Below are 26,887 nucleotides of genomic sequence, written 5' to 3' on the forward strand. Positions count from 1 at the left end.
GGTTCGCCCTTTTTTTTGTGCTGAATTTTGGAGTTGGGTTTCGTTGGGGCCTGCCAGGCTCACACCGCTTCAGGGAGTCAGTGACGCTCCAGCGCATTCACCAGGTCATGGAACGCTTCACGGTTGGAATCGTTCAGGCCCATGAGGATTTTGTGCGCTTCGAGGACTTTGATCCGCACCACTTCTTCGGACTGATCCTGGTCTGGCAGGTCAGTCAGGCATTCAGGGCATGGGATCGGGCGGTCAACGATGTTGAACACTTGCTCGAAACCCATGGACTGCAGCAGACGGGTGATGTCTTCGTGGGTGGTGACGACGGTCGGCAGCAGGCCGACCTTTTGCCGGGACAGAATCGACAGTTTGGCCAACAGGCCCAAGGTGGTACTGTCGATGCTGCGGGTTTCGGTCAGGTCGATCACGATGGCGTTGAAATTCAACGCAGTGAAAATCCGCTCAATAGTCGCATCCAACGCCGAACACAGGGTCAGGCGAACTTCACCGACGAACTTCAGGACAAAGGTGCCGTCCTGCTCGGCGAACTGGATTCTACCGGTACTCATTAAAGATTCCTGCTCAACACCAACAGGGCGATATCATCCGGCATCTCCCCTAGCGTGGCCAATCCAAAAACCTGGCGCAGACCATCCAGGCTGCCGCCCGCTGCCTTCACCCGTTGAGGCAAAGCAGCTTCTTTATCTTTGAGTGTGGGTTCTGGCAAAAGGTCCAGAATGCCATCAGACATCAGCGTCAGGCTGAACACTGGCGGCAATTCCAGTACGTGGTCTTCGTAGGTGGCTTCGTTGAAGAGGCCCACCGGCAGACCGCGCCCTTCCAGGTAACGAACACTGTCCGGCGTGTACAACACAGGCAACGGCAGATGACCGCCGATGCTATAGGTCAACAAACCTGTCTCCTCATCGATGACTCCACCGACCATTGTGACGTGTTTACCCAGCTTACAACTGATCAGCCCCCGGTTGATATGACCAAGGACCTCTGAAGGCTTGAATTCCGGCAACGTGCCGTTGCGTTTGGATTCGAACAGCAAGCGCGTGGTCATGAACTTCAGCAGCACGGTGACGAAGGCTGAAGAGGCGCCATGACCGGAAACGTCTGCCAGGTAGAACGCTACCCGACGCTCGTCGACCCGGAAGTAGTCGACGAAATCGCCCGACAGGTACAGCGACGGAATGATCTGGTGCGCGAACTGGAACTCATTGATGCTCCAGGGGCTGACCGGCAGCATGTTCATTTGCACCTGGCGACCGGCGTTCTGGTCTTCCTGGAGCAGGTTCAGGCTGGCTTCGAGCTCGCGATTGGCCTTTTCCAGCTTCTCGCGGTAGCGCTGGTTTTCCAGCAGCAGGCGCGCACGATCCAGGGCCCGGCGCACGGAGTGCTCGAGCACGGCAAGATCTTCGAGAGGCTTGATCAGGTAGTCCGCCGCGCCCAGGCGCAGGGCCTCGACGGCGTCGTTCATCACGCCGGCGCCTGAAACCACGATTACCGGGGTTTGCGGCGACAGTTCGGTGACCTGGCGAATGAGTTCGAGTCCGCCCATCTGCGGCATGCGCAGATCGCAGATGACCAAGTCGGGCTTGTCTTGCTCGAATACCTGAAGACCCTGCTGGCCATTGCTGGCCTGCAGGACACTGAAACCACTGTCTTCCAAGTAGGCCGCGAGGCTCGCGCGCACTACTTCGTCATCATCGATTATCAGCAGCGTGGCACTGGTTTTTGGCATGTGGGCAAACGGCGCCAGAATTAGGTTGGCGTAGCAGGCTGGGCATTGGACCCCCGCACACACTACTGGATTCGCTTTCTAGCCTCTCTGCTGCACCGTTTTCGAGCGCTTGCCCTATTCACCGGTCCACCAGAGGTGCCCTTCTAAGGCGCAGACGGTACTCCCATCCGCGAGGCGTTTCAAGCTCACACCGATGGTCGCTTGACGTCTTTATTTGTCAAATCACCGGGAGTTATAAGAACCGGCAAAACCGTAACCCAAAGGAAGGATCGATCCCATGAGCCAAAACGAAAGAAGGCGGCCCAATGGCCGCCCTCTTCGTTTTACCGGTCGAGATTAAAAATCGTCTTCGACCTTACCGTCTTTGACTCTGAATTCGCGGTTTTGCAGGTATGCATTGCGAATGAAGGTGTATTTGTCGCCACTGATCAGTTTCTCGGCCGACAACAGGTTGGCGCGGGTGTCGACGATGTTCAGGCCGAAGATCGAGTTACGCACCGGCACGTCGTTGATGTAGCGGTACGGACCGGTGTAGCCGTCGACATACTTGGAAGGCGCATCGCGCAAGGTGCTTGGGCCCAGGAACGGCAGCATCAGGTATGGGCCGCTGCCCACGCCCCAGTAACCGAGGGTCTGGCCGAAGTCTTCGTCGTTGCGTTGCAGGCCCATTTGGGTGCCCACGTCGAAGAAGCCCAGCAGGCCGAAGGTGGTGTTGAAGATCAAACGCGCAGTGTCGACGCCAGCCGCAGCGGGCTTGGCCTGCAACACGTCGTTGGCGAGGTTGGTCACGTCGCCGACGTTGCGGAACATGTTGTGGATGCCGTCTTCCAGAAACTGCGGCGTGACGAACCGGTAGCCCTGAGCCACCGGCTTCAGCGCGTAGGTGTCGACAAAGTCGTTGAACTTGTAGATCGGGCGGTTAACGCTTTCCCAAGGGTCTTCTTCCGTGGCGGCCTGAGTCGCGAACGGAACCAGCAATACACTGGCACACATACAAAGCTGAGCGAGTCGATTGCTCCAGCGCATAGAAAAACTCCTTGGATTTGTACTGGCACGGGCGCTTGGCCCAGACGCAAAGACCGCTAGTATATGACGGAAAACCCGGTTTAGGCAGCATCGTGCGCGATGGCCTGCACTGTGAGCGATTCACATCCGTGTCACTCAACTGTCACCGTCCATCAATAGCCTTATCGCTATTTCAGGGACGTTTCCATGCCGCACGCCGAAGTCTTGCCCCTTGCCGCACCGAGTCTGACTGCCGTGCTATTCGGCCTCAGTGGTTGCCTGGTGGATTTCGGGGCCCGCACGCACCAGCACGGCGCCGTTTCTGCCGAACACGCCGAGGTCACGCCCGGCGCTTTGGAGAGCCTTTGCAGTTTACAGCGCCAACGCATCCCCTGTGCCTGGCTCGATGAACTGCCCCCCGCCCTCAGCCACTCCCTGGCCGCGGCACTCCCGGCCTGGATCAAACCTTCGCAACACTCGGAAACAATCAATCCATGGCCAGCCCCGAATGCCTGCTGGCAAGCCTTGATGGCGTTGAATGTCGAACGTCTGGACGGTTGCGTGCTGGTCAGCGGCGAACCACGATTGCTGCAATCCGGCCTGAATGCAGGGTTGTGGACCATTGGCCTGGCGTCCTGCGGCTCGCTCTGCGGGTTGGCGCCTAACGAATGGCAGGCCTTGAGCCAGAAGGAGCGGGAACACCTGCGCGGCAAGGCGACGGTACATTTGTTCGGCCTGGGCGTGCATTCGGTGATCGATCATCTGGGCGAGCTCGACACTTGCCTGGCCGATATCCGCCTGCGTCGACTCAAGGGCGAAAAGCCCTGATCGCCGCCTCACACCCATGGAGGCATGCAGGTTGCCCGGGAGTGGATTAATCTAAAGGTCAGCCGTAGACCTTTGGCGCGCTGCTGCGGTCTATGCCAGTGCCTATCGATAAAAGGAAGAACGCCATGCCTGCCCGCGAACTGCAAGAACAGCTCAACAAACTGCGCGAGCAATTGGAACAGAATCCACCGCTTTCCGAAGCCGAGCGCGCTGACCTGCACGCGCTGATGCAACAGATCGAGCTAGAGCTTGAGCTGGAAACCAAAACCCAGGACACCAACCTCGCCGACAATGTGAACCTGGCCGTCGAGCGTTTCGAACTCGAACATCCCACGCTTGCCGGTACCTTGCGCAACATCGTGCAAGCGTTGGGCAACATGGGGATCTGAACCCACCGGATGCAAAAAGCCCCGCTATCGATCGATAGCGGGGCTTTTCATATCTGCAATCTGCAACGCTATCCCACATTGATTCGTTATTGACGAACCAACCGATGGTTCGGCAGTTGCACTTCTTCGGTGCTGCGATACGGGTTAATGTCCAGCCCCCCACGACGCACATAGCGTGCATACACCGTCAACTTCTCCGGTTTCAGCAACCTCTGCAGGTCGAGGAAAATCCGCTCCACGCACTGCTCATGGAAGTCCGAGTGCTGACGGAAGCTCACGATGTACTCCAGCAGGCTGGCGTGATCCAGCGCCGCGCCGCGATACTCCACGACCACGCTGCCCCAATCCGGCTGACGGGTGACCGGGCAATTGGATTTGAGCAAATGGCTGTGCACACACTCTTCAACAATGCGCGATTCATCGCAACGCAACAGTTCCGGACGCGGATGCTCATAGTTGCTGACGCTGATGTCCAGCTCATCGATGCACACACCCGGCAACACCACGACGCCTTCCGCCTCGACTTCTTTCAGACTGCGAACCCGCACGCCCACCGGTTTGCCGGCGGCGGCCGAGAGGTCTTTCGCCAGCGTCGCTTCCAGGCTCGCAGTATCGGCAAACGCTGTCTGGTTCAGTGAGTTGAGGTACAGCTTGAACGACTTCGACTCGATGATGTTCGGCGAGTCCGCCGGGATGCTGAATTCGCCAATCGCCACCACGGGCTTGCCAGACGGCAATAGCCACGACAGTTCGAAGCAATTCCAGAAGTCCACGCCCTTGTACGGCAGGGTTTGCGCGGTCAGGCCCAGCTCCGCCCATTTCGCGGTGCGCGGGATTGGGAACAACAAGGACGGCGTGTAGGTGGCGATGTATTCGCTGGATTTACCCAGCGGCGAATGTTCGGCTGCGGGATGCATGGCGGAAACCTGACTGAAGAATCAGCGGATTCTACCAGCCTTTGCTCCCGCCTTTGAGTGCTTACTGACTGACTGTCAGTTTACCGACCATGCCGGCCTGATAATGGCCAGGAATATTGCAGGCAAACTCCAGGTTAGTGGCCTTGGTGAAGGTCCAGGTCAGCTCGGCGGTTTTGCCTGGCTCCACCAGTACGCTATTGGGGTCATCATGTTTCATCCCGTGCCCTTCGGATGAGTGCCCCATACCGGCCATGGAGCCGTGGTCCATGGCCTTCATGCCTGTAGGCATCAGTATGCCGCTTTGCTGCATCTTGAGCATTTCCTGCTGATGTCTGGCATGCATCTGTGCGTCGCCAAGGTTGAATTCATGCAGCAACTGGCCTTTATTCACCAGTACGAGACGCACGGTTTCCCCGGCCTTGATGTCGATGGTCTTGGGGCTGAAGGACATATCACCCATGACGACTTCAACACTGCGGGTAGCCTGGGCGGCCGAGACCGGTTGACCGAAGTCGTAGGACTGCGCCGGTGAGGCCTCCAGCCCCAGACTCAGGGTCAGCAAGCAAACGGCCAATGCCAGGCGCTTTTGCAAAAACATAGTCGTACTCCAATAAGATGAGGTTCAGCTTGTGGGAGACTCTACCAGCCAGTTCTGCCAGCCACCTGACAGACGGATTACAACTTTGTCATATTGACCAGCTTCCTTGCCGCCCACGGTATAACGCACCTGTTCCTACTGCCCGAGTCGCCCATGAAACTGCTGATCGTCGAAGACCAACCGAAAACCGGCCATTACCTGCGCCAGGGCCTGACCGAGGCCGGGTTCAATACCGAACTGGTGGCAGATGGCACCACTGGCCAGCAACTGGCCTTGAGTGGCGATTACGCCTTGTTGATTCTCGATGTGATGCTGCCTGGCCGCGATGGCTGGCAGATTTTGCAAGCGGTGCGCGGTGCAGGCCTGGACACGCCGGTATTGTTTCTTACAGCCCGCGACGCAGTGGAGGACAGGGTCCACGGCCTGGAACTGGGCGCCGACGACTACCTGGTCAAACCTTTCGCCTTTTCCGAACTGCTGGCCCGGGTTCGCAGCCTGCTGCGTCGCGGCAGCGCCACACCTCAGGACACCAGCCTGCAACTGGCCGACTTGCGCCTGGACCTGATCCGCCGCCGAGTCGAACGCAACGGTCAGCGTATCGACCTGACCGCCAAGGAATTCGCCCTGCTGGAAATGCTCCTGCGGCGCCAGGGCGAAGTGCTGCCCAAGTCGCTGATCGCGTCCCAAGTATGGGACATGAATTTCGACAGCGACACCAACGTCATCGAAGTGGCGATCCGCCGTTTGCGCCTGAAGATCGACGACGATTTTCCGAACAAGTTGATCCATACCGTGCGCGGCATGGGTTACGTCCTTGAAGAGCGTCCTGCCTGATGCGCCGACTCTCATTGAGCAGCCGTCTGGCGCTGCTGTTTGCGGCCTGCACGGCGGTGGTGTCGTTGTTCGCCGGAGTGTTGTTCAGCCGTGCCAGCGAGGCGCACTTTGTCGAATTGGACCAGCAGTTGCTCGACGGCAAACTGATTGGTTTGCGCCGTGCGCTGGAGGACATTCAGTCCAGCGAAAGCGAGGCCAGGCTGGCTGATGAATTGAGCCGACAAGCCGATCTTTCGCTGCGCATCACGGGCAGTGACGGCCAACGGCTGTACGACAGTTCGGCCCGCTTGCCCAAAGATTTGCCGCGTAAACCAGGCCTGTCGACAGTGAGCGATGACGGCACCGACTACCGCGTCCTGAATGCGCCGCTGTTCCTCGACAAACCCGACTCACCGCAACTGACGTTGCTGCTGGACATCACCCATCACCAACACTTTCTGCAGCGCATGCAACACCTGATCTGGCTGACCGTAGGCCTCTCGGCCCTGGCCACCGCCCTGCTCGGTGCCTGGGCGGCGCGCAGTGGCTTGCGCCCGCTGCGGCGCATGAGTGCGGTCGCCAGTGGCGTGTCGGCGCAATCGCTCAACGCTCGCCTGACAGAAGCCGACATGCCGCCAGAACTCGCGGAAATGGCCCACAGCTTCAACGCCATGCTCGGACGCCTCGACGACTCTTTTCAGCGGCTCTCGGCCTTCTCTGCCGACATCGCCCATGAACTGCGTACACCGTTGTCGAATCTGCTGACCCACACCCAAGTCACCCTCACCCGCCCTCGCCCCATTGAGGATTACCGCGAGGCGCTGCACAGCAACCTCGAAGAACTGCAATGGATGGCGCAACTGGTCAACGACATGCTGTACCTGGCCAAGGCTGACCACGGTTTGCTGATGCCCAAGCGCGAACCGCTGGACCTGGCGGAAGAAGCGGATGTGCTGCTGGAGTTTTTTGCGCCGCTGGCCGAGGACGCCCAGGTGAAGTTGAGCCGTGACGGCCGCGCGAGCATGCAGGGCGACCGCAGCATGTTGCGCCGGGCACTGTCCAACTTGCTGGACAATGCGTTGCGGTTCACCCCGGCCGATGGTGAGGTGCGGGTGAGGATTGCCGAGCAACCGACAGGTTTGAGCCTGACCGTTGAAAACAGTGGCGAAGGTATTTCCGAAGACTTGTTGCCGCGCTTGTTTGACCGTTTCTACCGGGCCGACCCCGCGCGCCGTGAGGGCAGCAGTGAGCATGCGGGGTTGGGATTGGCAATCACCCGGTCGATCGTCCGCGCCCATGGCGGGCAGATTCGTTGCGAATCGGGTCAGGGGTGGACGCGGTTTGTGATTGAGTTGCCACGAACCTGATCGTTCCCACGCTCTGCGTGGGAATGCAGCCCGTGGCGCTCTGCGTCACACCAAGAGCCGAACGCAGAGCGTCCGCTGAGGCATTCCCACGCGGAGCGTGGGAACGATCATTGGGGGCTTACGAATACCTCAACGCGGTAGCCGGCTCGACTTTCGCCGCTCGCCACGCCGGATACACCGTTGCCAGAAAGCTCATGATGAAACCGGCGGAACAGATCAACGCCACATCCGCGCCCTGCAACTCGGACGGCAAGTTGCTGACGAAGTACACATCGGAACTGAAGATATGCTGCCCGCTGACCCGCTCCATCCAACCGACCAGTTCGCTGACGTTCAACGCCGCGATCACACCGAGCACGCCACCAATCAAGGTGCCGACAATCCCGATCACCGTGCCCTGCACCATGAAGATCGCCATGATCTGCCGAGGTGTGGCGCCGATGGTGCGCAGGATCGCGATGTCCGCACCTTTGTCGTTCACCACCATAATCAGGGTGGCGATGATGTTAAACGCAGCCACCGCGACGATCATCAGCAACAGCAGGCCGATCATGGTTTTTTCCATTTTCATCGCGCTGAACAGACTGCCCTGGGTGTGGGTCCAGTCATCAGCCTTGTAGGCGGCGCCCAGACCAGTCGCAATGTCGCTCGACACTTGCGGCGCGGCGTACAGGTCTTTCACCGCCAGGCGCACGCTCTGCACCTGATTCGGCTGCCAGTGCTGCATCTGCGCGGCATCGGCAACATGGATCAGCGCCATCGAACCGTCCAGCTCGGCGCCGACCTTGAACACGCCCACCACGTTCAGCCGCTGCATGCGTGGGGTGATGCCACCTGGTGCGGTGCTGACTTCCGGGACGATCAGGGTGATCTTGTCGCCGACGTTCAAGCGAAAACGCCGGGCGGTGATCTCACCGATCACCACGCCGAACTCGCCCGGCTTCAAAGCGTCGAGACGCCCCTGGACAATGTGCTTGGCAACGATCGAGACCTTGCCTTCCAGCGCCGGGTCGACCCCGCTGACCTGGATCGGCTGCATGGTGCCCTTGTAGGACAGCATGCCTTCCATCTCGGTAAACGGCACGGCGGCGGTGACTTCAGGATTCTTCATCGCCGCGGCGGCCACTGGCTGCCAATCGTCGATCGGGTTCACGCCGACGATGGTCGCGTGGGGCACCATGCCAAGGATGCGCGAGCTCATTTCGCGCTGGAAGCCGTTCATCACCGACAGCACCACGATCATTGCCAGCACGCCCAGGGCGAGGCCGATCATCGAGGTCATCGAGATGAAGGAAACAAAGCGATTGCGGCGCTTGGCGCGGGTATAGCGCGTGCCGATAAAGATCGATAACGGTCTGAACATTCGCTGGGGCACCGTATAAAAATAAAAGACCCGACGCACTGTTCAGTGCGCCGGGTTTCAGCCAATCAGATGGGGGTCAGGTAACCTTCCTGCAAATGCAGGACGCGATCCATCTGGCGGGCCAGGTTCATGTCGTGGGTCACCACCAGGAACGCCGTGCGCATCGAGGTGCTGAGCTCCAGCATCAAATCCTGAATGCCCTGGGCGGTGTGGGAGTCGAGGTTACCGGTCGGCTCGTCGAGCATCACCAGGCCTGGCTTGTTCACCAGGGCGCGGGCGATGGCCACACGCTGGCGTTCGCCACCGGACAATTCCGCCGGTTTGTGCTCCAGGCGATGGCCCAGCCCTACCCGCTCCAGCAACGTCGTCGCACGCTGACGCGCTTCGGGGATTGCGGTTTTACCGATCAGCAGCGGCATGCAGACGTTTTCCAGCGCGGTGAACTCAGGCAACAAGTGGTGGAACTGGTAAACGAAACCCAGCGACCGGTTGCGCAACAGGCCACGGGCCTTTTCGTTCAGTGCCGAGAGCTCTTCACCGGCCAGCCAGACGCTGCCCTTGGTCGGCGTATCGAGGCCGCCCAGCAGGTTGAGCAAGGTACTTTTGCCCGAACCCGACGTACCGACGATCGCCACGCGCTCCCCCGGATGCAGTTCCAGTTGCAGACCGGCCAGAACCTCTACCGATTCCGGGCCTTCCACGTAGGATTTGCCCAGGTTGCGGCAGCTCAAGATTGCTTTATCACTCATGCCCGACTCACTCATAACGTAGCGCCTCCGCAGGCTGGGTGCGCGCGGCACGCCAGGCTGGATACAGGGTGGCGAGGAAACTCAGGACCAACGCGGCCGCGCAGACCATCAACACGTCCTGGCTCTGCACTTGCGACGGCAGGTAATCGATGAAATACACGTCGGCGTTCAAGAACTTGTGGCCGATCAGCCCTTCAAGGGCCGAGATCGCAGCGCTGACGTTCAGCGCGGCGAAGATCCCGACCACGGCGCCGATCAGCGTACCGACCACGCCAATGACCGTACCCTGAACCATGAACGTCGCCATGATCGAACCCGGCGTGGCGCCCAGGGTGCGCAGGATCGCGATGTCGCCCTTCTTATCGTTCACCACCATCACCAGCGTGGAAATGATGTTGAACGCGGCGACGGCGACGATCAGCAGCAACAGCAGGCCGATCATGGCTTTTTCCATGCGGATCGCCTGATACAGATTGCCGTGGGTGCGGGTCCAGTCGCGGGCGTAGTACTGGTCTTCGCCGAGCTGCTGGGCGATGCTCCACGCGGTGCGCGGCGCCTGGAACAGGTCGTCGAACTTCAACCGCAGGCCCTGGACCTGATCCGGTTTCCAGCGGTGCAGCTTCGCCAGATCCTGCAGATTGGTCAGGCCCAGGTAGCCGTCCAGCTCACCGGCGCCGACATGGAAGATGCCGACCACGGTAAAGCGCTTCATGCGTGGGAACATCCCGGCCGGGGTCACGGTGACTTCCGGCGCGACAAACGTCAGCTTGTCGCCGATCGCCACGCCGAGCTTGGTCGCGGCCTTGTCGCCGATGACGATGCCGAAACTGCCTGGCGCCAGGTCGTCGAGTTTGCCCTGCTGCATGAAGTTATCGATGATCGATACCTGCCGTTCCTGCACAGGGTCGATGGCATTGAGCAGCACTTTGGAAACCTTGCCGTTGTTGGTCAGCAGGCCCTGCATCTGGACGAAGGGCGCAACCGCCGTCACCTGCGGGTTCTGTTTGACCTTGGCGGCCAGGCTTTGCCAGTCGCTGATCGGCTCACCGGACTCGATGGTCGCGTGGGGCACCATGCCCAGCACGCGGGTGCGCATCTCATGATCGAAGCCGTTCATGACCGACAGCACCACGATCATCACGACCACGCCAAGGGCGAGTCCGATCATCGAGGTCAGGGAAATGAATGACACAAAATGATTGCGACGCTTTGCACGGGTATAACGCGTGCCGATAAATACGAAGAGAGGTCTGAACATGTCGGGGCTTGTTCGGAGGGAAAAGGAACGTCCTTGTGGCGGGGGTCGATAACCAGCTTTACACTCAGACCACCGCCGCTACCATGGGTTCGCCATGTCGACATTAGATGAAGAAGATCGCCGCGAATACTACCGTATCGAGGACACGATCGCACTGGAAATTCAGCCCCTGTCTGCTCCCGAAGCCGCAGGCCAGGAAGTGTTGCAGGATGCTTCCCCGCTGTTCAACCTGCTCAGTGAACTGCACCTGAGCGAATTCGAGTCGCAACACCTGCTTCGCCAGATCAGCGAACGCGACCGGACCATCGCCGCGTTCCTCAAATCCCAGAACAAACGCATCGATCTGCTCAGTCAGGTGGTCGCCCTGACCGTACTCGGACAGATCGGCGAGCCGCAGCCGGTAATCATCTCCGAAGGCGGCATCGACTTTCAGCATCCGACGCCCATCGCCATCGGCGCGCACCTGTCGGTCAAGCTGGTGCTGATGCCGCAAGCCCTTGGCCTGTTGTTACGGGCACGCGTCACCCATTGCGACCGCAAGGGCGACGGCTACAACGTCGGCACCGAGTTCCAATACCTGTCCGATGCCCAGCGACAACTGCTGGCCCGCTACATCTTGCAGCGACAGGCACAAGAACGACGCCTGGCGCGCGAACAAAACGAAACCGGCCATTAATTAAGGAAGAACCGTGACTCTCATCTACGGCCATCGCGGCGCCAAGGGCGAAGCACCGGAAAACACCCTGACCAGCTTTCAGCAATGCCTCAGCCACGGCGTGCGTCGCTGCGAACTGGACCTGCACCTGTCCAAGGACGGCGAGTTGATGGTCATCCACGACCCGACCCTCAAACGCACTACCGACCGGCGCGGCAAAGTGGCCGAACACACGGCCGCCGAACTGGTGACCTACGACGCGCGCAAGGGCGGCCCGGGCTGGATCAAGCCCTGCCCGATTCCAACGCTGGAAGAATTATTCGAACAATGCGATTTCGAGCACTGGCAGCTGGAAGTCAAAAGCGCTTCACGCACCCGTGCCGCGACCACCGTGCTGGCGATTCGTGAACTGGCCCAGCGTTTCGGCATGCGAGACAAGGTCACGATCACGTCGAGCTCACGCGAAGTATTGAAAGCCGCGCTGGACCTGGTGCCGGACGTGTCTCGCGGATTGGTGGCCGAATACGCCTGGCTCGACCCGCTGAAGGTCGCGCAAAACTATGGCTGTGAGATGCTGGCGCTGAACTGGACCCTGTGTACGCCGGAACGCCTGCAGAAGGCGCAGCGTCAGGGGCTGCATGTGTCGGTGTGGACAGTCAACGAGCCCGCGCTGATGCGCAGACTCGCCGACTTCGGCGTTGACAGCCTGATTACAGACTTTCCCGGTTTGGCCATCGCCACGCTCGAGAATTGCTGAAATCGGTCTCCCCGGCCGGCTCAGGCCACCGGCCGGAGCCGCTCAAAAAAGCCGGTTGAGGCCATCGTACGCCGCTACCCGATAGGCTTCAGCCATGGTCGGGTAGTTGAACGTCGTGTTGACGAAGTACTTCAGGGTGTTCAATTCGCCCGGCTGGTTCATGATCGCCTGACCGATGTGCACGATCTCCGACGCCTGATAACCGAAGCAGTGAACGCCCAGCACTTCCAGCGTCTCGCGGTGGAACAGGATCTTCAGCATGCCCTGAGGCTCGCCAGCGATCTGCGCCCGCGCCATGCTCTTGAAGAACGCCTTGCCGACTTCGTACGGCACCTTGGCCTGAGTCAGCTCTTGCTCGTTCTTGCCGATCGAGCTGATCTCCGGAATGGTGTAGATGCCAGTCGGCACGTCGTTGACGAAGCGCCAGCTGTTGTTATCGACGATGCTGCCAGCGGCCGAACGGCCCTGGTCATGGGCGGCACTGGCCAGGCTCGGCCAGCCGATCACGTCACCGGCGCCATAAATGTTCGGCACGCAGGTGCGATAGGCCTCGTCCACTTCGATCTGGCCACGGCCGTTGACTTTCACGCCAATGTTTTCCAGACCCAACTGGTCGGTGTTGCCGGTACGGCCGTTGCACCAGAGCAAGGCATCGGCCTTGATCTTCTTGCCGGACTTGAGGTGCAGGATCACGCCGTTGTCCACGCCTTCGACGCGGTCGTAGTCTTCGTTGTGACGAACCGTGATGTTGTTGTTGCTGAAGTGGTAGCTCAGGGCCTGGGAAATTTCCGAGTCGAGGAAGCTCAGCAACTGACCACGGTTATCCACCAGTTCAACCAATACACCCAGACCACTGAAGATCGAGGCGTACTCGCAACCGATCACGCCGGCGCCGTAAACGATGAGTTTGCGCGGGGTGTGGCCGAGGCTGAGGATGGTGTCGCTATCGTAGATACGCGGGTGATGGAAATCGATGTCCGCCGGGCGATAAGGACGCGAGCCGGTGGCGATGATGATGTGCTTGGCCACCAGTTTTTCGACCACGCCATTGGCGCAGACCACTTCGATGGTTTGCTCGTCGGCGAAGCTGCCGGTGCCGAAGAACACGTCGACGCGGTTACGGGCGTAGTAGCCGGTGCGCGAGGCGACCTGTTTGGAGATGACTTTTTCAGCGCTTTTCAACACGTCCGGGAACGAGAACCAGCGCGGCTCACCGATGGCCCGGAACATCGGGTTGGTGTTGAACTGCATGATCTGCCGGACCGAGTGACGCAAGGCCTTGGACGGGATGGTGCCCAGGTGGGTGCAGTTGCCGCCGACCTGGCGACGGCTATCGACCATCGCCACCTTGCGCCCTGCCTTGGCGGCGTTCATTGCCGCGCCTTCTCCCGCCGGGCCGGAACCCAACACCACCACATCGTAGTTGTAGACAGCCATGCGTACTCCTCAGAACAGGCCGCGGCGCCCTCGGCACCTGCGGCTAAATCACGCCGATTCGGCGGCGTGAAGGAACAATTTGGGGCCAGTGCAGAACCCGGACACAGTCTATAGAAGCGTCAACGCCGCGCACATTAACCCTTGGTCGCGTCGTAGGCTAGTTTTGCCTGCACTACAAAGCCATCGAAAAATGCTTTTGCTGGCGCAATCACTCGGTTTTCTCACCCGTCAGGCGCTCAAAAGCCTGATTGGTGCGAGTGACAAAACCTGTATCGGCACGAATCACAAAGAATGCAGCAATGTCATGCGTCTGGGCATAGTCCCAACCCCGTTCAGGGCCAAGAATCAGCAACAGCGTCGATAAGCCATCGGCCATCAGCGCTGAAGGATGAATCACCGTGACTGACGCCAGGGTGTGTAGGACCGGCGCACCGGTGCGGGCATCGAAGGTGTGGGAGTAGCGCTGACCACCCTGCTCGAAATAGTTACGGTAGTCACCGGAGGTGGACACACCGTAGCCGTCGACGGCGATGATGCGCTTGGCCACTTGCTGGTCATCGCGGGGTTCTTCCAGAGCGATGCGCCACGGTGAGCCGTCGAGTTTTTTACCGACAGCCTTGAGTTCGCCGGTGGCTTCGGCGAGGTAGTTGTGGATGCCCAGCGTTTCGAGTTTTGCGGCAATCGTGTCGACCGCGTAACCGGCCGCGATGCTGTTGAAGTCGACCTCGACGGCGGCGTCCTTGCACAACCGGTCGCCGTCGATGCGCAAGTGACGATAACCGACGCGCTGCTGCACCTCGGCCAGCGCTTCGGCGCTCGGAACTTTTTCCTCACGCGCCTGCGGGCCAAATCCCCAGAGGTTGAGCAGTGGTTCCACCGTCAGGTCGTAGGAGCCTTCACTTTGCAAAGACAATCGCTCACCAACGCGGACCAAATCGAGGACCGGCGTGGGCATTTTCTGACAGTGGTTGGCGGGCAAATTGTTGAAGCGCTCGATGTCGGAGTCACTGCGATAGGTCGAGAATTGTCGATCCACTTGGGCGAGGATATTTTCCACTTCGGCCTGCACCGCTTTCGGCCCGGGCGTAGAGGCATGTCTTACGTATTGAATGGAATAACGACTGCCCATGGTCGGGCCGTCGAAGCGTTCCAGACTGTCACCGTTGCCGCAACCGGACAAAACACCGGCCAGCACTACAAGTCCACCCCACCGTCCAGTTAACAAATCTTCATCTCCCCTCAAAACCGCGCCCGCCATTATGGGCTTCAGAATGCATGGGAGCGAGGCCTGCCTCAGCTGCCTGTCAGACGAGAAACGGTGCCTGATTGATCGCCTTCGCGGGCAAGCCCGCTCCTACATGGCTGTCAAACGGCACGCAGCCAAGGTGGCCCTTGCACGAATCTGGCCTCAAGCCATTCCTTGAAAGCCGTGAGGGTCGCCGGTGTAAACGCAGCTGATGCGCGCACCAGATAAATTCCGCCCTGGGCGTCCAGATCCCATTCCGGCAGAACGCGCACCAACTGGCCGTTGGCGGTCTCCCGGCTCATCAGCCACTCGCCGGCGCCCAGGATACCGACGCCGGCCTTGGCCGCAGCGAGCAACGACTCACCGTCATTGGAGGTCAAGGTTCCCCTGGTGATGACCTTCTCGTGCCGATCGCCCTTGGACAAGCGCCATTCAGGGAACGCCGCCAGGCCGGTAAAGCCCAGGCAATTGTGATCGGTCAGTTGCTTCGGGCTGGTCGGTAAACCGTGCTGCTCTATATAGGCGGGTGAAGCGCAGAGGATGCGGCGATGATCGCTGAGCTTCTTCGCCACCAGGCGATTGTCGTTCAATTCGCCGATACGAATCGCCGCGTCGAATCCTTCGGCAATGATGTCGACGACGCGATCGCTGTAATCCACCTCGACGGACACCAGCGGATGAGCCGCCAGAAATTCCGGCAACATCGACGCCAGCCAAAGGCGCCCCATCGCGGCGGGAAAAGCCAGGCGCAAAACGCCGCGCACCTGCGCGGCGCCCAGTGACGCTTCCTGTTCGGCCTCGATGATCAACCCCGTCGCAGAGCGCAGACGTTCGACGAGGCGGTTGCCGGCATCGGTCAAGCGCACCTGACGCGTCGTACGCTCCATCAGCCGCACGCCCAAACGCTTTTCCATGGCCGCCAGGCGCTTTGAAATCACCGTCGGATGACGTTGCAGCAGGCGCCCGGCGGCCACGAATGAATGCGCCGAAGCGACCGCAAGCAGCGCGGCAATTTCATCGATATGTCGGCTGTCCAGTGGGTTCACGAAACACTCTTCTTTCAGATAGAGGCAGTCAGGGTTTGAGGACAATCGTTCCGCGAGATTGGCCACCTTGCAGATCGGCATGGGCCTTGGCCACATCGGCCAACGCATAGCGGCCCCAGATGCCGGGCTTGATTATGCCCGCCTCGACCGCGGCCAGTACATCATTGGCCCGTTGCCGGTATTCAGTGATGTCGGCAGTGTGTGCGCCCAGTGAAGGACGGGTCAGGAACAACGAGCCCTTGGCATTGAGCGTGGCCAGTTCGACCGCTGTCGGCGCCCCGGAGGAGGCCCCGAAAGACACCATCAACCCACGCGGTCGCAGGCAGTCGAGGGACGCTTCGAACGACACGCGCCCGATGGGATCGTAGACCACATCGGCTTTGTTGCCGTCGGTGATCTTCGCGACATCCGCGGCGAGCGTCCGGGCATCGAACACCAGCACCGCATCGCAACCCAGCGCCTTGGCTGTCTCGACGCTCTCGGCCCGGGACACAATGCCGATGACAAAAGCCCCCAGGTGTTTGGCCCACGTCGCCATGATCTGCCCAAGACCGCCCGCGACGCCATACAGAACCACGATGGTGCCGGGGCCGACCGGATAAGTCGTCTTGAGCAGGTACTGCGCGGTAATGCCTTTGAACAACACCGCGGCGGCCTCTTCAGCCGTCAACGCATCGGGAATCGGCACCAGCCGCTCAGCCGGGTACAACCGCGCACTGGCATAAGCACCAATAGGCCCCGTTGCGTACGCCACCCGGTCACCCACCTTGACGTTGCTCACCCCCGCGCCGATGGCGGCAACCCGGCCCGCCCCTTCAAGCCCCAGCCCCGACGGCAATGGCAGCGGTACGGCGCCGTTGCGCTGGGTCACATCGAGAAAGTTGACGCCAATCGCCTCTTGCTCCAGCCAGACTTCACCCGGCCCCGGTTCACGCGCCGTCTCTTTCTCGATATTCATCACTTCAGGCGCGCCGGTGTGTGCGATACGAACGACTGAAACCATTGCCAGATTCCCTCACTTCAGCGCAGCCCATCTGCGCGATGTGCGAGAAGTATCGGCATTCGATTTCAGGCGAACAATACAGCTTCACTGCAGTTCATTGCTGCACACAGTGCAGCATGGTGAAACTCGCTGCGCCAAGGCGACAACAAGGGCCACGATGATCAACACCACGGCGACGGCAAACGTTATCCGCATACCGTTGGCCACGGCTGTAGGAGATGCGGTGCTGATGTCTGTCGTGGCCGAGGCAAGCGCAAACACAGCGCCCATCACCGAGGCCCCGGTGATCAGGCCCAGATTGCGCGACAGGCTGAGCAGGCCGGCAATCACGCCACGCTGGTCCGCACGGATGTCGGTCATGATCGCGGTGTTGTTGGCCGCCTGAAACAATGCATAGCTGGCGGTGATCACCGCGATGGGCGCGAGGTAACCGAGAAGGCCCAATCCCGCCGGCATCATCGATAAAGCACCCGCGCCGAGCGCCATTGCCGCGAGCCCGACCAGGGTCATGCGCCGACTGCCAAAACGGTCCACCAGGCGGCCGGCCGGCACGCCGGTCAACGCAGCCACCAACGGGCCGACCGACAAGGCGAAACCGACAAGTGCCGTGCCGAGGCCAAGCGCACCCGAGAGATAAAACGGCCCGACCACCAAGGTCGCCATCATCACCGTCGAAACGAGCGTGCTCATGGCCAGGCTGGCGCTCAAGCCCGGCTCGCGCAACAGCGCCAATTTGATCTGCGGCGATGCCACCCTGGCTTCAACGACGATGAAAAGCCCACCGCCTAAAACAGCCGTCAGCAGCAACGCAATGTTCATCGGCCCCAGATCACCGGTCGTCATGGCCAACGCATACGCCGCCAGCGTCAGCGCCAGCAGCAATGTGCCTGCCTTGTCGAACCCCACCCGCCCCGCTTTCGCCCGCTGAACATCCGCAGGCAAATAGCGATACGCGAGCCAGATATTCAGCACACCCAGCGGCACGTTGATCAAAAAAATCGCCTGCCAGCCAACGCCGGCGATCAACATCCCACCGAGCGACGGCCCCAGGGTGGTGCCGATCGCCGACATCGTTCCGAGCAATCCCATGGCGCTGCCAGTCTTCTCTTTCGGCACCGTTTCACCGACAAACGCCACGGTCAGCGCCAGCATGACCGCCGCCCCCAGCCCCTGCACCGCCCGGGCGCCGACCAGCCACCCAAGCGACGGCGCCACACCGCAGGCCAGCGATGCCAGGGTAAAAATGGCGATGCCCGCCAGCAGCAAGCGCCGACGGCCGACGATGTCACCGAGCCGTCCGACGCTGACGATCAGCGTGGTGATCGCCAGCAGATACGCCAGAACGATCCACTGCACTTGCTGGAAGGATGCATCGAATGCCTCGGCCAACGTCGGCAATCCCGCATTGGCGATGCTGGTGTCGAGTGAAGGCATCAACATCGATAGCGAAAGGCTGGCGAGTGCCCAATGCACCGAACCTGATTGAGCGATGAATTTCATTGTCTGGCCACGTCTGAAAGGTAGATCAGCAGCGTATGCCCGCGCGTGACAAGGCGGAAGGCGCAGCATTTGCACTTGATAGATGCGTTTGACGCCATGTCAGCCCCGCGCCGTGCTAACGTTGCGCCATGACAACTCCCGACCTCAATCTGCTGATTACCCTGGACGTGCTGCTCGCCGAAGGCAGCGTCGCCCGCGCCGCCCAACGACTGCGGCTGAGCCCGTCGGCCATGAGCCGGGCGCTGGCGCGGTTGCGCGAAACGACGGGCGACCCGCTGCTGGTCCGGGCCGGACGCGGGCTGGTGCCGACGCCCCGAGCGCTCGAGTTGCGTGGGCACGTCAGTCGATTGGTGCAAGACGCCGCAGCGGTGTTGCGCCCCGCCGAACAGCTCGACCTCAAGCAACTGGTACGAACATTCACGCTGCGCACCAGTGACGGTTTTGTCGAAAACTTCGGCCCGTCGCTGATTGCCCGCGTCGGCGAGCAAGCCCCCGGCGTGCGCTTGCACTTTGTGCAGAAGCCAAGCAAGGACAGCGCCGCGCTTCGCGACGGTTCCGTCGATCTGGAAACCGGTGTGGTCGGCGGCACGACCAGCCCGGAAGTGCGCACCCGCGCGTTGTTCGAAGATCGCTTCATCGGCGTCGTTCGTATGGGGCACTCGTTGAGCCAGGACGAGATCAGCGCCTCCCTTTATGCCGCAGGCCGGCACATCCTGGTCTCACGGCGCGGGCTCGGTAAGGGGCCGATGGATCAAGCCCTGGACGCGCTGGGACTGCAGCGGGAGATCGTCACCGTCGTCGGCGGCTTCTCGGCCGCCCTGGCACTGGCTCGCGCCTCGGACCTGATCGCCACCGTGCCCGCCCGACATACCCGAAACCTGCGCACCAGTCTGCACAGTTTCGAGCTGCCGTTCGAGCTGCCGCCGATCACCATTTCGATGCTCTGGCATCCACGGATGGATGCCGACTCAGCGCACCGGTGGTTGCGTGAATGTGTTCGAGAGGTTTGTGCGCAATCCTGATGTAAACACCCACCCTGTGTAGGAACTGCCGAAGGCTGCGATCTTTGCTCGGCTCCATCTTCCATGGCTCAAGTAAAAGACGCTGCCTATCACCCCCCAATACTCCCCCTATTAGCTGACTGCTTTATAGGCGTCTACCCTTATTGGAGCGCTGGCGTAAGCCGGCCGGTTAAGACCTGAGAAAAGATACGAATGAGTCTGAAAGCGTACTAGGCTTGCCGTGGGCCACCGTGCTGGCAACTCGATTGCCGCTATCCGGATTTCCCGTGTGACCACGACGATCAATTGATCGCACGGCTGCAGCCTATGTCATTGATTTCGCTCGTCGCTATTGCGTGCCCAACCCCGGGCCGGATAGCCGGATGAACACGACCAAAGGTAGCGCATACATGGCAAATGAATCGAAATGCCCGTTCAAACACGCCGCCGCTGGCGGTGGCACGACGAACCGCGATTGGTGGCCCAACCAACTGAATCTGAAAATCCTGCACCAGCACTCGCCCCTGTCCGACCCCATGGACAAGGGCTTCAACTACGCCGAAGCGTTCAAAAAACTGGACTTTCAGGCACTCAAACAAGACCTGAATGCGCTGATGACCGATTCGCAAGACTGGTGGCCAGCGGACTTCGGTCACTATGGACCATTGTTTATTCGCATGGCCTGGCACGCCGCCGGCACGTACCGCGTCGGTGACGGTCGTGGCGGTGCCGGTTCCGGCCAGCAGCGCTTTGCGCCGCTCAACAGTTGGCCGGACAACGTCAGCCTCGACAAGGCGCGCCGGCTGCTTTGGCCGATCAAGCAAAAGTATGGGAACAACATCTCCTGGGCCGACCTGATCGTCCTCACCGGCAACGTGGCGCTGGAGTCCATGGGCTTCAAGACCTTTGGTTTTTCCGGTGGTCGGCCAGACGTCTGGGAACCGGATGAAGACGTCTACTGGGGCACCGAAAGCACGTGGCTGGGCGGTGACGTCCGCTACGGCAAAGACAAAGAAGCCGTTCAAGCACCCGGCGAACGCAACCTGGAGAACCCGCTCGCCGCCGTGCAGATGGGCCTGATCTACGTCAACCCGGAAGGCCCGGAAGGCAACCCGGACCCGGTCGCTGCAGCGATAGACATCCGCGAAACCTTTGGGCGCATGGCCATGAATGACGAAGAAACCGTGGCGCTGATCGCTGGCGGCCACGCCTTCGGCAAAACCCACGGCGCCGGCCCTGCCGACAACGTCGGTCCCGAGCCCGAAGCCGCTGGCCTTGAACAACAGGGCCTGGGCTGGAAGAGTACCTTCGGCAGCGGTAAAGGCGGCGACACCATCACCAGTGGCCTGGAAGTGACCTGGACCACCACGCCCACGAAGTGGAGCAACAACTACCTGGAAAACCTGTTCGGCTTCGAGTGGGAACTGACCAAGAGCCCGGCGGGCGCCAACCAGTGGACCGCGAAAGGTGGTGCTGGCGCGGGCATCATTCCGGATGCTCACGACCCGTCCAAGCGGCGTAACCCGACCATGCTGACCACGGACCTGTCGCTACGATTCGACCCGATCTATGAACCGATTTCGCGGCGCTTCCTGGCCAATCCGGATCAGTTGGCCGACGCCTTCGCCCGCGCCTGGTTCAAGCTGATCCACCGCGACATGGGGCCACTCTCGCGCTACCTGGGCCCGGAAATGCCCAACGAAGTACTCCTGTGGCAAGACCCGATTCCGGCGGTCGACCACCCCTTGGTCAACGACAGCGACATCGCCGCACTCAAAGGCAAGCTCCTGGCCAGCGGCCTGACCGTCTCGCAACTGGTAACCACCGCTTGGGCTGCGGCCTCCACCTTCCGCGGCTCCGACAAACGCGGCGGCGCCAACGGCGGTCGCCTGCGCCTGGCTCCGCAGAAATCCTGGCAGGCCAACCAGCCCGAGCAACTGGCGAGCGTGCTGGCGAAACTCGAAAGCATCCAGAACGAGTTCAACAGCGCGCAAACCGGCGGCAAGAAAATCTCCCTGGCCGACCTGATCGTGCTGGCCGGTTGTGCCGGCGTCGAACAAGCAGCAAAAAATGCCGGCCAGACCGTGACGGTGCCTTTCACACCGGGACGCATGGACGCCTCGCAAGAGCAAACGGACGTTGAATCCTTCGGCTACCTCGAACCCGCCGCCGATGGCTTCCGCAACTACCTCAAAACCCGCTACCGCGTACCAGCCGAGGCCCTGTTGATCGACAAGGCGCAACTGCTGACCCTCACCGCGCCAGAAATGACCGTGCTCATCGGCGGCCTGCGCGTGCTGAACACCAACGTCGGCCAAACCCAACACGGTGTGTTCACCCAACAGCCGGAAGCGTTGACCAACGACTTCTTCAAAAACCTGCTCGACATGGGCGTGGAATGGAAACCGGTGTCGCAGGCCAATGAAGAGTTCGAAGGGCGCGACCGCAAAACCGGCGACCTTAAATGGACAGGGACACGTGTCGATCTGGTGTTTGGATCGAATGCGCAGTTGAGGGCATTGGCGGAGGTCTATGCCTGCGACGACGCGAAGGAGAAATTTGTGAAGGACTTCGTGGCGGCCTGGACCAAAGTGATGAATCTGGATCGCTTCGATCTTAAGTAACTGTTTCTGAAAACCCGCAACGCCTCCCTCTGTGGAGGCGTTGTGCTTTTTGCTGGTCGCAGGAAGGGATTAAACGGGAGAGATCGTGGCAAGCGCACCAATCAAAAGGGTCAACACCAGAAATCCACCCAGGAAAATTGCCATCTTGCCCATGGGGCCTCCTACGTTATGAGTTTGCGGTGCAGCGCCTGGCACGACTGCTGACCGTTCCGTCATTCTGAGCCGCAGACTGGGTGCATTACAGATGCAGATAGCGCAGAAAAATACGGATCAGACCCGGAATTCCTCTTTGCGAGCAGCCAGCCAACAGCAACCCAACCAGCAGGCCGGCGCATTTTTTGATTGGACCAGACAGTTTGATGATTGGCGTGGCTGTGGGATTGTTGTCACCAGGAATCATAAGGAATCCCGAACTTCTCTACGTACGCCTTGGATGTTTCGGACAAGGGCCTATGCTTTCCGCCGGATTTGCCTTCATAAGGGCCTCTTGGGTTGATGGTTCCTACTACCCGAGCAATCTCGACCGACTTAAGGCAGGGGCCGCCGAGCCAGACCTTGGCAATGCCGCCCGGCGCCAGACCGATGCCAATGTCGTCGCGGTAGTCGGTGATCCACTTGCCGTCCGCCCTGCAGAAGGCTTTTTCAGGTTTGCGCATGATCTCCCGGGCAGATTCGGGAATGACGATGTAGGCCTCGTAGGTTTGCGGTTCGACGAGGGATTGCCAACGTACATAGATCAGTCGGGGCAGATCGAGCCTCGTGACATGGCGGCCTTTTCCTCTGCCGGGACTCTCTGGCCAGCCTGCGGGATTCCCCTTGTTGTTGGCAGGGGTGTGTATCGACGCAATTCCGGAGCCGACTCTTCGTAAAACGCGCTCGTGAATATCCACCACATCGGCCGTTTCAATCCAAACTTCCATGTAATCGGGTGCTCCAAAGCCCAAGAACCATTCCTGGTGATCGGGCGATTGAGCGAAGCTTTGCGAGCAGCCAACCAACAGCAATCCAACCAGAAGGCCTGCGCATTTTGTGAACAGACAGACGGAGTTATTCATTGGGGTGTACCACGCGTTGGTTTTTTTCGGCTGGTCGGTTGATAAAAACGATGTTCGTGTCGCTGCTGTTCAAGCCTTTGGCGGCGTTCCAGTTAGCGGAAATGTGGATGTAACGACGGCGTAATAGCGCCCTTTCTTCAAGCGTCAGGCCTTCAATTGCCGACTCCCCCAGTGCGTATGTCTGGAGTTTTTTGTGGATGGGTTCCAATTCATCAGGCAGGGCCAGTTTCGGGTCATTGGCATCAATGATGTCAAACGGCACATCGTGTCTGACGGCCAGCTCGCGCATGATGCGCAAATACACCAGCGACAGTTCACCGTGCACCGGGCGTTCAATAGTGGTAGCCGCAAAAACCTTCTTCTGTGGATCGGTATTGCCCCCCCCTCGCTCTCTCGATTGGGCCAATGGTCGTTCCCAGAGCGTCACTTGAAGTTCGTTGCCCGGACCGTCGAATTCGATGACGCCTTTTTCATACCAGGCGTACATGTCCTTTTCGGCGGCGAGGTAAGCGGCACTGCGGGTCGGGGCCATGCTTTGGCTGATGGTGCTGGTAACGGGTTTGCCCAGCAGGAGTTTTTCCTTGGCTCTTGGCAAATAGCCGCCGCCGAGGTCCGAGTGCGCGCCGGGCAAGACCAGGTCTATGTGGCCAAGACTGTTGAGCGCGAAGTTTTCGCGGACTTCGTCACGGGCAACCAGATGCACCACCTTATTGGCACAGTCATCTGGCAGTTTGAGATTGACGCCGGGGTTTCTGTTGTTGGTGCCACTGAAGTCGAACAATCCGGGGTTGGCGATTGCTGCGACGGTATCGAACAGACCGATGAAATTGATGGTGACATCGGTTTTGAGACGCCAGTTAACGTTTCTGGACAAGAGCGGAGAGCCGGTCGGCAGTGCTTTCGCTAGAAGGCTGTGCTCACCCTTTAGCACTTCGTTCGCAAAATGCCGCGCCGCTGCCGCCCCCCGACTGAAGCCAAAAATATCGAATTCGATTTTTTCGATGATCACTTCAGGGTTTTCCTGCTGAAACAGGCGTAGCTGCTCCATGATCTTTTCCGGACTCCGTTCGACACGGGCGACTACACCCGTTTCGCCCCTGCCTGTCGCTTGTGAGTAGAGTGAGTCTGTGCCGTTGTTATTAGTCCCAATGCCCTCGATATAAACCGCGATTGATGCAGTTTTCGAGTTTTCCGGTAAGGGCTTGTACGCGTGATCGGTGTACAGGTCATAAAGCCTCGCGATATTGCTCACATCATTCCCATAACTATTGTCCGGCGAGCTCCCATTCCCGTCGTACCCATAAGCAGCGCAATGCTTTTGTATTTCCTCGGCCGCTTCGGCCAGATTCGCATCCGGTGCATAGCAAGCCGCCACGGTTTCGCTGTTGGCTTTGTTGTTCCCTGTGCCATCGAAGAACATGCCGATCCGCAAGGTAATCCCCTCCAGTTCGACTTCTTCTTCCTCTTCCTCCAGTTCCTCTAGCGCGGTGTCTTCCGTTGGCACAGGCACGGCTGGCGCCAGCAAGCCCGCCATTGCCCCCGGCAACAAGGCTTGAGCGGCCATACCCGCCACCGGTGATCCGCCCTGCGCAATCTCGCGACTGCTGAAAATCCCGTCAGCATTGATCACGATGTGCTGACCACCGACTTTCACAGAAAGGCTCTCGCCCGCCTCCAGCACAAGGTGTGAACCGGCCTTGATGTGCAGCTGCCCCCCGGCCTCGACCACCAGCGCCTCGCCGATCCGGGTATGGCTGCTCCCGGCCACCTGCAGGTAGTCGCTGGCCTTGAGCTGCACCTTGCGATCCGCCGTGACCGTGCGATGTTCTTCCGCCTCCAGCACCGTGATGCTGTGGCCCTTGATGGTTTCCCGACGCTCGTTGCCCACGTCCAGCCGACTGTCGTGTTCGACCTTCTGTTCCAGATCGCGCTGGGCACGCAGGTAGATCAGCTCCTGCCCGGCGCGATCTTCAATCGACAGTTCGTTGTAACCGCCCGTGGAGGGAGAGCTGTGGCTGCGCAGCACGGTTTTGGTGTGGTTCGCGGGCAAGGGATAGGGCACCGGCGTGGCCTTGTTCGGCACGCAACCGGTGATCAGCGGATGGTCGGGATTGCCTTCCAGAAAGGTGACCACCACTTCCATGCCGATACGCGGAATGACCATCGCGCCGTAGCCTTGCCCCGCCCAGCCGGTTGAAACCCGCAGCCAGCAACTGCTGTGTTCGCTGTTGCGCTCGGCCCGGTCCCAGTGGAACTCGACTTTGACCCGGCCATATTCATCGCAATAGATCTCTTCGTCGGCGGGCCCGGTGACGCGGGCGGTCTGGCAGACCAGCGCCGGTCTCGGGGCAGGCAGCGGTGGCCGGTAAAACACGTCCCAGGGGATTGCGCTGAAGCGGTTGCGGTAGCCCTGGGTAAAACCGTCCTCCGGTTCGGCGGCGCTGGCCACCTCTTCCAGCACTTGGGGTTGTTTCCCCGAGTGGGTGACACTGAGCAGCAGCCACAAATCGTTGTACGTTGCGCGCGGGTGTTCGGTCAGGCCGAAAAAGTGGCCGCTGCGCAGGGTCGGCTGGTCGCTGTCGCCCTCGGCCAACTGGTAATCGGCACGGTGCCGTTCCAGTGCCTGCCGGGCGAGCTGTTTGCCGTGTTTCTCGTTCTCGAAAAACAGCGGGTAGCGATAGTCTTCAAGCTCGGGGCTGAACTCGGCGGTGAAACGACTTTCCAGCAACAGACTCGGGCGTTTCAGGTCGTAGTGCCGGCGCGTGACCGTGCTGGGGCGGGTACTGAAACCCAGGGAAAACCGGTTGACCACCGGATGTTCCGCCACCATGCCGGAGTCCGGCTGATACGGGGTGTCGCCCAGTTTGGGAAAGAAGGTCTGGTCGTCGGTGAACACCAGCACATGGCCTTCTGGGGAATGCTGGTGATGCCAGGCGATGCCGTCCTCGGCGCACAGCCGTTGAATGAACTCGAAATCACTTTCCCCATACTGGGTGCAGTATTCGCGCTCGGGGCGGGTGCTGACGTGAAAGGTGAACGCATCGGCCTGAAGGCCATGCCCCTTGAGGACCTGCGCGATGATGTGCGGCACCGTCTGGCCCTGGAAAATCCGCTGGTCGTGGCTGAACTGCAAGAAATGCAGCGCCGGGACCAGGGTCAGGCAATAACGGGTCAAGCGTTGGCCGACATCACCCGCGGACACCGCTGCGACAAAGCCATGAATCCCTTCGCCGTTCAGGCCGAACTGGAGAAAGGCGGGTTGGCTGAGCAGGCTCTCCAGATCGACATCAGGGTACTCGCTGACCAGTTCAACCTGGATCGAATACAGGGTGCTGATGGCTTCAGTGCCGTCAAAGGCCAGTACTTTGAAATCGTTGCGAACCGTGGGGATCAATAGCGTGAACTGGGCAGCATTGGCCGGTGCGAACATGCGCTTATCCTTTTGCTGTTAGTCGCTCATCCTTAAGCTGAAGAGGATTCAAATCGCGATGCCCAAGCCATGCCCGGCGTGAACAAGCGCAACTGCCGAGCACGC

General features: G+C 60.2%; 24 protein-coding genes. 8 read left to right on the top strand and 16 right to left on the bottom strand.

What is annotated here, in order from left to right:
- Positions 1-77: 77 nt before the first annotated feature.
- From rssC to HCU66_RS17540, 3 genes are all read right to left on the bottom strand, one after another.
- The gene (gene rssC, locus HCU66_RS17530; protein WP_007935262.1) at positions 78-560 is read right to left on the bottom strand and encodes an anti-sigma factor antagonist RssC; all 483 of its coding nucleotides are present in this window, start codon (positions 558-560) and stop codon (positions 78-80) included.
- Positions 560-1,741: a two-component system response regulator RssB gene (gene rssB / locus HCU66_RS17535; RefSeq protein WP_008076016.1), complete on the bottom strand. Its 1,182-nt coding sequence runs from the start codon at positions 1,739-1,741 to the stop codon at positions 560-562. Before rssB ends, rssC begins: the two co-directional genes overlap by 1 nt.
- A gap of 336 nt (positions 1,742-2,077) precedes the next feature.
- Positions 2,078-2,767: an MlaA family lipoprotein gene (locus HCU66_RS17540; RefSeq protein WP_205889665.1), complete on the bottom strand. Its 690-nt coding sequence runs from the start codon at positions 2,765-2,767 to the stop codon at positions 2,078-2,080.
- A gap of 186 nt (positions 2,768-2,953) precedes the next feature.
- Here HCU66_RS17540 and HCU66_RS17545 point away from each other — a divergent pair, with 186 nt between their 5' ends.
- Together HCU66_RS17545 and HCU66_RS17550 are read left to right on the top strand one after the other, a co-directional pair.
- The gene (locus HCU66_RS17545) at positions 2,954-3,574 is read left to right on the top strand and encodes an HAD superfamily inactivated hydrolase PcrP (RefSeq protein WP_205889666.1); all 621 of its coding nucleotides are present in this window, start codon (positions 2,954-2,956) and stop codon (positions 3,572-3,574) included.
- Positions 3,575-3,699: 125 nt separating this feature from the next.
- Positions 3,700-3,963: a DUF4404 family protein gene (locus HCU66_RS17550; protein ID WP_205889667.1), complete on the top strand. Its 264-nt coding sequence runs from the start codon at positions 3,700-3,702 to the stop codon at positions 3,961-3,963.
- An 86-nt stretch (positions 3,964-4,049) separates the two neighbouring features.
- On the opposite strand, the gene queF is transcribed toward HCU66_RS17550, so the two are convergent.
- On the bottom strand, positions 4,050-4,880 hold the full coding sequence (queF, locus tag HCU66_RS17555; RefSeq protein WP_205889668.1) for an NADPH-dependent 7-cyano-7-deazaguanine reductase QueF: 831 nt from the start codon (positions 4,878-4,880) through the stop codon (positions 4,050-4,052).
- Between the two features lie 61 nt (positions 4,881-4,941).
- Entirely contained in the window at positions 4,942-5,478 is a 537-nt protein-coding gene (gene copI, locus HCU66_RS17560; RefSeq protein WP_205889669.1) for a copper-resistant cuproprotein CopI, read from the bottom strand.
- Between the two features lie 153 nt (positions 5,479-5,631).
- Between copI and HCU66_RS17565 the strand changes: the two genes are divergently transcribed.
- Positions 5,632-6,312, top strand: coding sequence for a heavy metal response regulator transcription factor (locus tag HCU66_RS17565; RefSeq protein WP_205889670.1), 681 nt, complete (start codon positions 5,632-5,634; stop codon positions 6,310-6,312).
- Positions 6,312-7,658 (top strand): heavy metal sensor histidine kinase, encoded by a 1,347-nt coding sequence (locus tag HCU66_RS17570; protein WP_205889671.1) that lies wholly within the window; start codon positions 6,312-6,314, stop codon positions 7,656-7,658. Before HCU66_RS17565 ends, HCU66_RS17570 begins: the two co-directional genes overlap by 1 nt.
- A 118-nt stretch (positions 7,659-7,776) precedes the next feature.
- Here the strand turns inward: HCU66_RS17570 and HCU66_RS17575 are convergent, their stop codons facing one another.
- The 3 genes from HCU66_RS17575 to HCU66_RS17585 form a co-directional block, all read right to left on the bottom strand.
- A complete protein-coding gene (locus HCU66_RS17575; protein WP_205889672.1) occupies positions 7,777-9,021 on the bottom strand; it encodes a lipoprotein-releasing ABC transporter permease subunit in 1,245 nt (414 codons plus the stop codon).
- Between the two features lie 65 nt (positions 9,022-9,086).
- Positions 9,087-9,770 (bottom strand): lipoprotein-releasing ABC transporter ATP-binding protein LolD, encoded by a 684-nt coding sequence (lolD, locus tag HCU66_RS17580; protein ID WP_205889673.1) that lies wholly within the window; start codon positions 9,768-9,770, stop codon positions 9,087-9,089.
- Positions 9,771-9,777: 7 nt separating this feature from the next.
- Positions 9,778-11,028, bottom strand: coding sequence for a lipoprotein-releasing ABC transporter permease subunit (locus tag HCU66_RS17585; RefSeq protein ID WP_205889674.1), 1,251 nt, complete (start codon positions 11,026-11,028; stop codon positions 9,778-9,780).
- Positions 11,029-11,122: 94 nt separating this feature from the next.
- On the opposite strand from HCU66_RS17585, the gene HCU66_RS17590 reads away from it, so the two are divergent.
- Together HCU66_RS17590 and HCU66_RS17595 are read left to right on the top strand one after the other, a co-directional pair.
- Entirely contained in the window at positions 11,123-11,704 is a 582-nt protein-coding gene (locus HCU66_RS17590) for a PilZ domain-containing protein (RefSeq protein ID WP_205889675.1), read from the top strand.
- 13 nt (positions 11,705-11,717) lie between these two features.
- Positions 11,718-12,440: a glycerophosphodiester phosphodiesterase family protein gene (locus HCU66_RS17595; protein ID WP_205889676.1), complete on the top strand. Its 723-nt coding sequence runs from the start codon at positions 11,718-11,720 to the stop codon at positions 12,438-12,440.
- A gap of 42 nt (positions 12,441-12,482) precedes the next feature.
- Here the strand turns inward: HCU66_RS17595 and sthA are convergent, their stop codons facing one another.
- From sthA to HCU66_RS17620, 5 genes are all read right to left on the bottom strand, one after another.
- A complete protein-coding gene (gene sthA, locus HCU66_RS17600) occupies positions 12,483-13,877 on the bottom strand; it encodes a Si-specific NAD(P)(+) transhydrogenase (RefSeq protein ID WP_205889677.1) in 1,395 nt (464 codons plus the stop codon).
- A gap of 208 nt (positions 13,878-14,085) precedes the next feature.
- Positions 14,086-15,135, bottom strand: a complete 1,050-nt coding sequence (locus HCU66_RS17605) for an FAD:protein FMN transferase (RefSeq protein WP_241015551.1) — start codon at positions 15,133-15,135, stop codon at positions 14,086-14,088.
- Positions 15,136-15,242: 107 nt separating this feature from the next.
- Entirely contained in the window at positions 15,243-16,169 is a 927-nt protein-coding gene (locus HCU66_RS17610) for a LysR substrate-binding domain-containing protein (protein ID WP_205889679.1), read from the bottom strand.
- A gap of 28 nt (positions 16,170-16,197) precedes the next feature.
- Entirely contained in the window at positions 16,198-17,172 is a 975-nt protein-coding gene (locus tag HCU66_RS17615) for a quinone oxidoreductase family protein (RefSeq protein WP_205889680.1), read from the bottom strand.
- A gap of 84 nt (positions 17,173-17,256) precedes the next feature.
- A complete protein-coding gene (locus HCU66_RS17620; protein ID WP_205889681.1) occupies positions 17,257-18,672 on the bottom strand; it encodes an MFS transporter in 1,416 nt (471 codons plus the stop codon).
- A 128-nt stretch (positions 18,673-18,800) separates the two neighbouring features.
- On the opposite strand from HCU66_RS17620, the gene HCU66_RS17625 reads away from it, so the two are divergent.
- Positions 18,801-19,694 carry a LysR family transcriptional regulator gene (locus HCU66_RS17625; RefSeq protein WP_205889682.1) on the top strand — a complete coding sequence of 298 codons (894 nt, stop codon included), beginning with the start codon at positions 18,801-18,803 and terminating at the stop codon, positions 19,692-19,694.
- Between the two features lie 362 nt (positions 19,695-20,056).
- Positions 20,057-22,297: a catalase/peroxidase HPI gene (gene katG / locus HCU66_RS17630; RefSeq protein ID WP_205889683.1), complete on the top strand. Its 2,241-nt coding sequence runs from the start codon at positions 20,057-20,059 to the stop codon at positions 22,295-22,297.
- 238 nt (positions 22,298-22,535) lie between these two features.
- Here the strand turns inward: katG and HCU66_RS17635 are convergent, their stop codons facing one another.
- Genes HCU66_RS17635 through tssI form a run of 3 tightly spaced genes read right to left on the bottom strand, consistent with a single transcriptional unit; the run spans position 22,536 to position 26,782 of the window.
- Entirely contained in the window at positions 22,536-22,697 is a 162-nt protein-coding gene (locus HCU66_RS17635; protein WP_205889684.1) for a hypothetical protein, read from the bottom strand.
- Positions 22,684-23,352 carry a DUF2931 family protein gene (locus tag HCU66_RS17640; protein ID WP_205889685.1) on the bottom strand — a complete coding sequence of 223 codons (669 nt, stop codon included), beginning with the start codon at positions 23,350-23,352 and terminating at the stop codon, positions 22,684-22,686. The genes HCU66_RS17635 and HCU66_RS17640 overlap by 14 nt, the downstream gene beginning before the upstream one ends.
- On the bottom strand, positions 23,345-26,782 hold the full coding sequence (gene tssI / locus HCU66_RS17645) for a type VI secretion system tip protein TssI/VgrG (RefSeq protein ID WP_205889686.1): 3,438 nt from the start codon (positions 26,780-26,782) through the stop codon (positions 23,345-23,347). Before tssI ends, HCU66_RS17640 begins: the two co-directional genes overlap by 8 nt.
- Positions 26,783-26,887 lie beyond the last annotated feature (105 nt).

It is taken from the genome of Pseudomonas frederiksbergensis, from assembly GCF_017114915.1.
Taxonomy (GTDB): domain Bacteria; phylum Pseudomonadota; class Gammaproteobacteria; order Pseudomonadales; family Pseudomonadaceae; genus Aquipseudomonas; species Aquipseudomonas frederiksbergensis_I.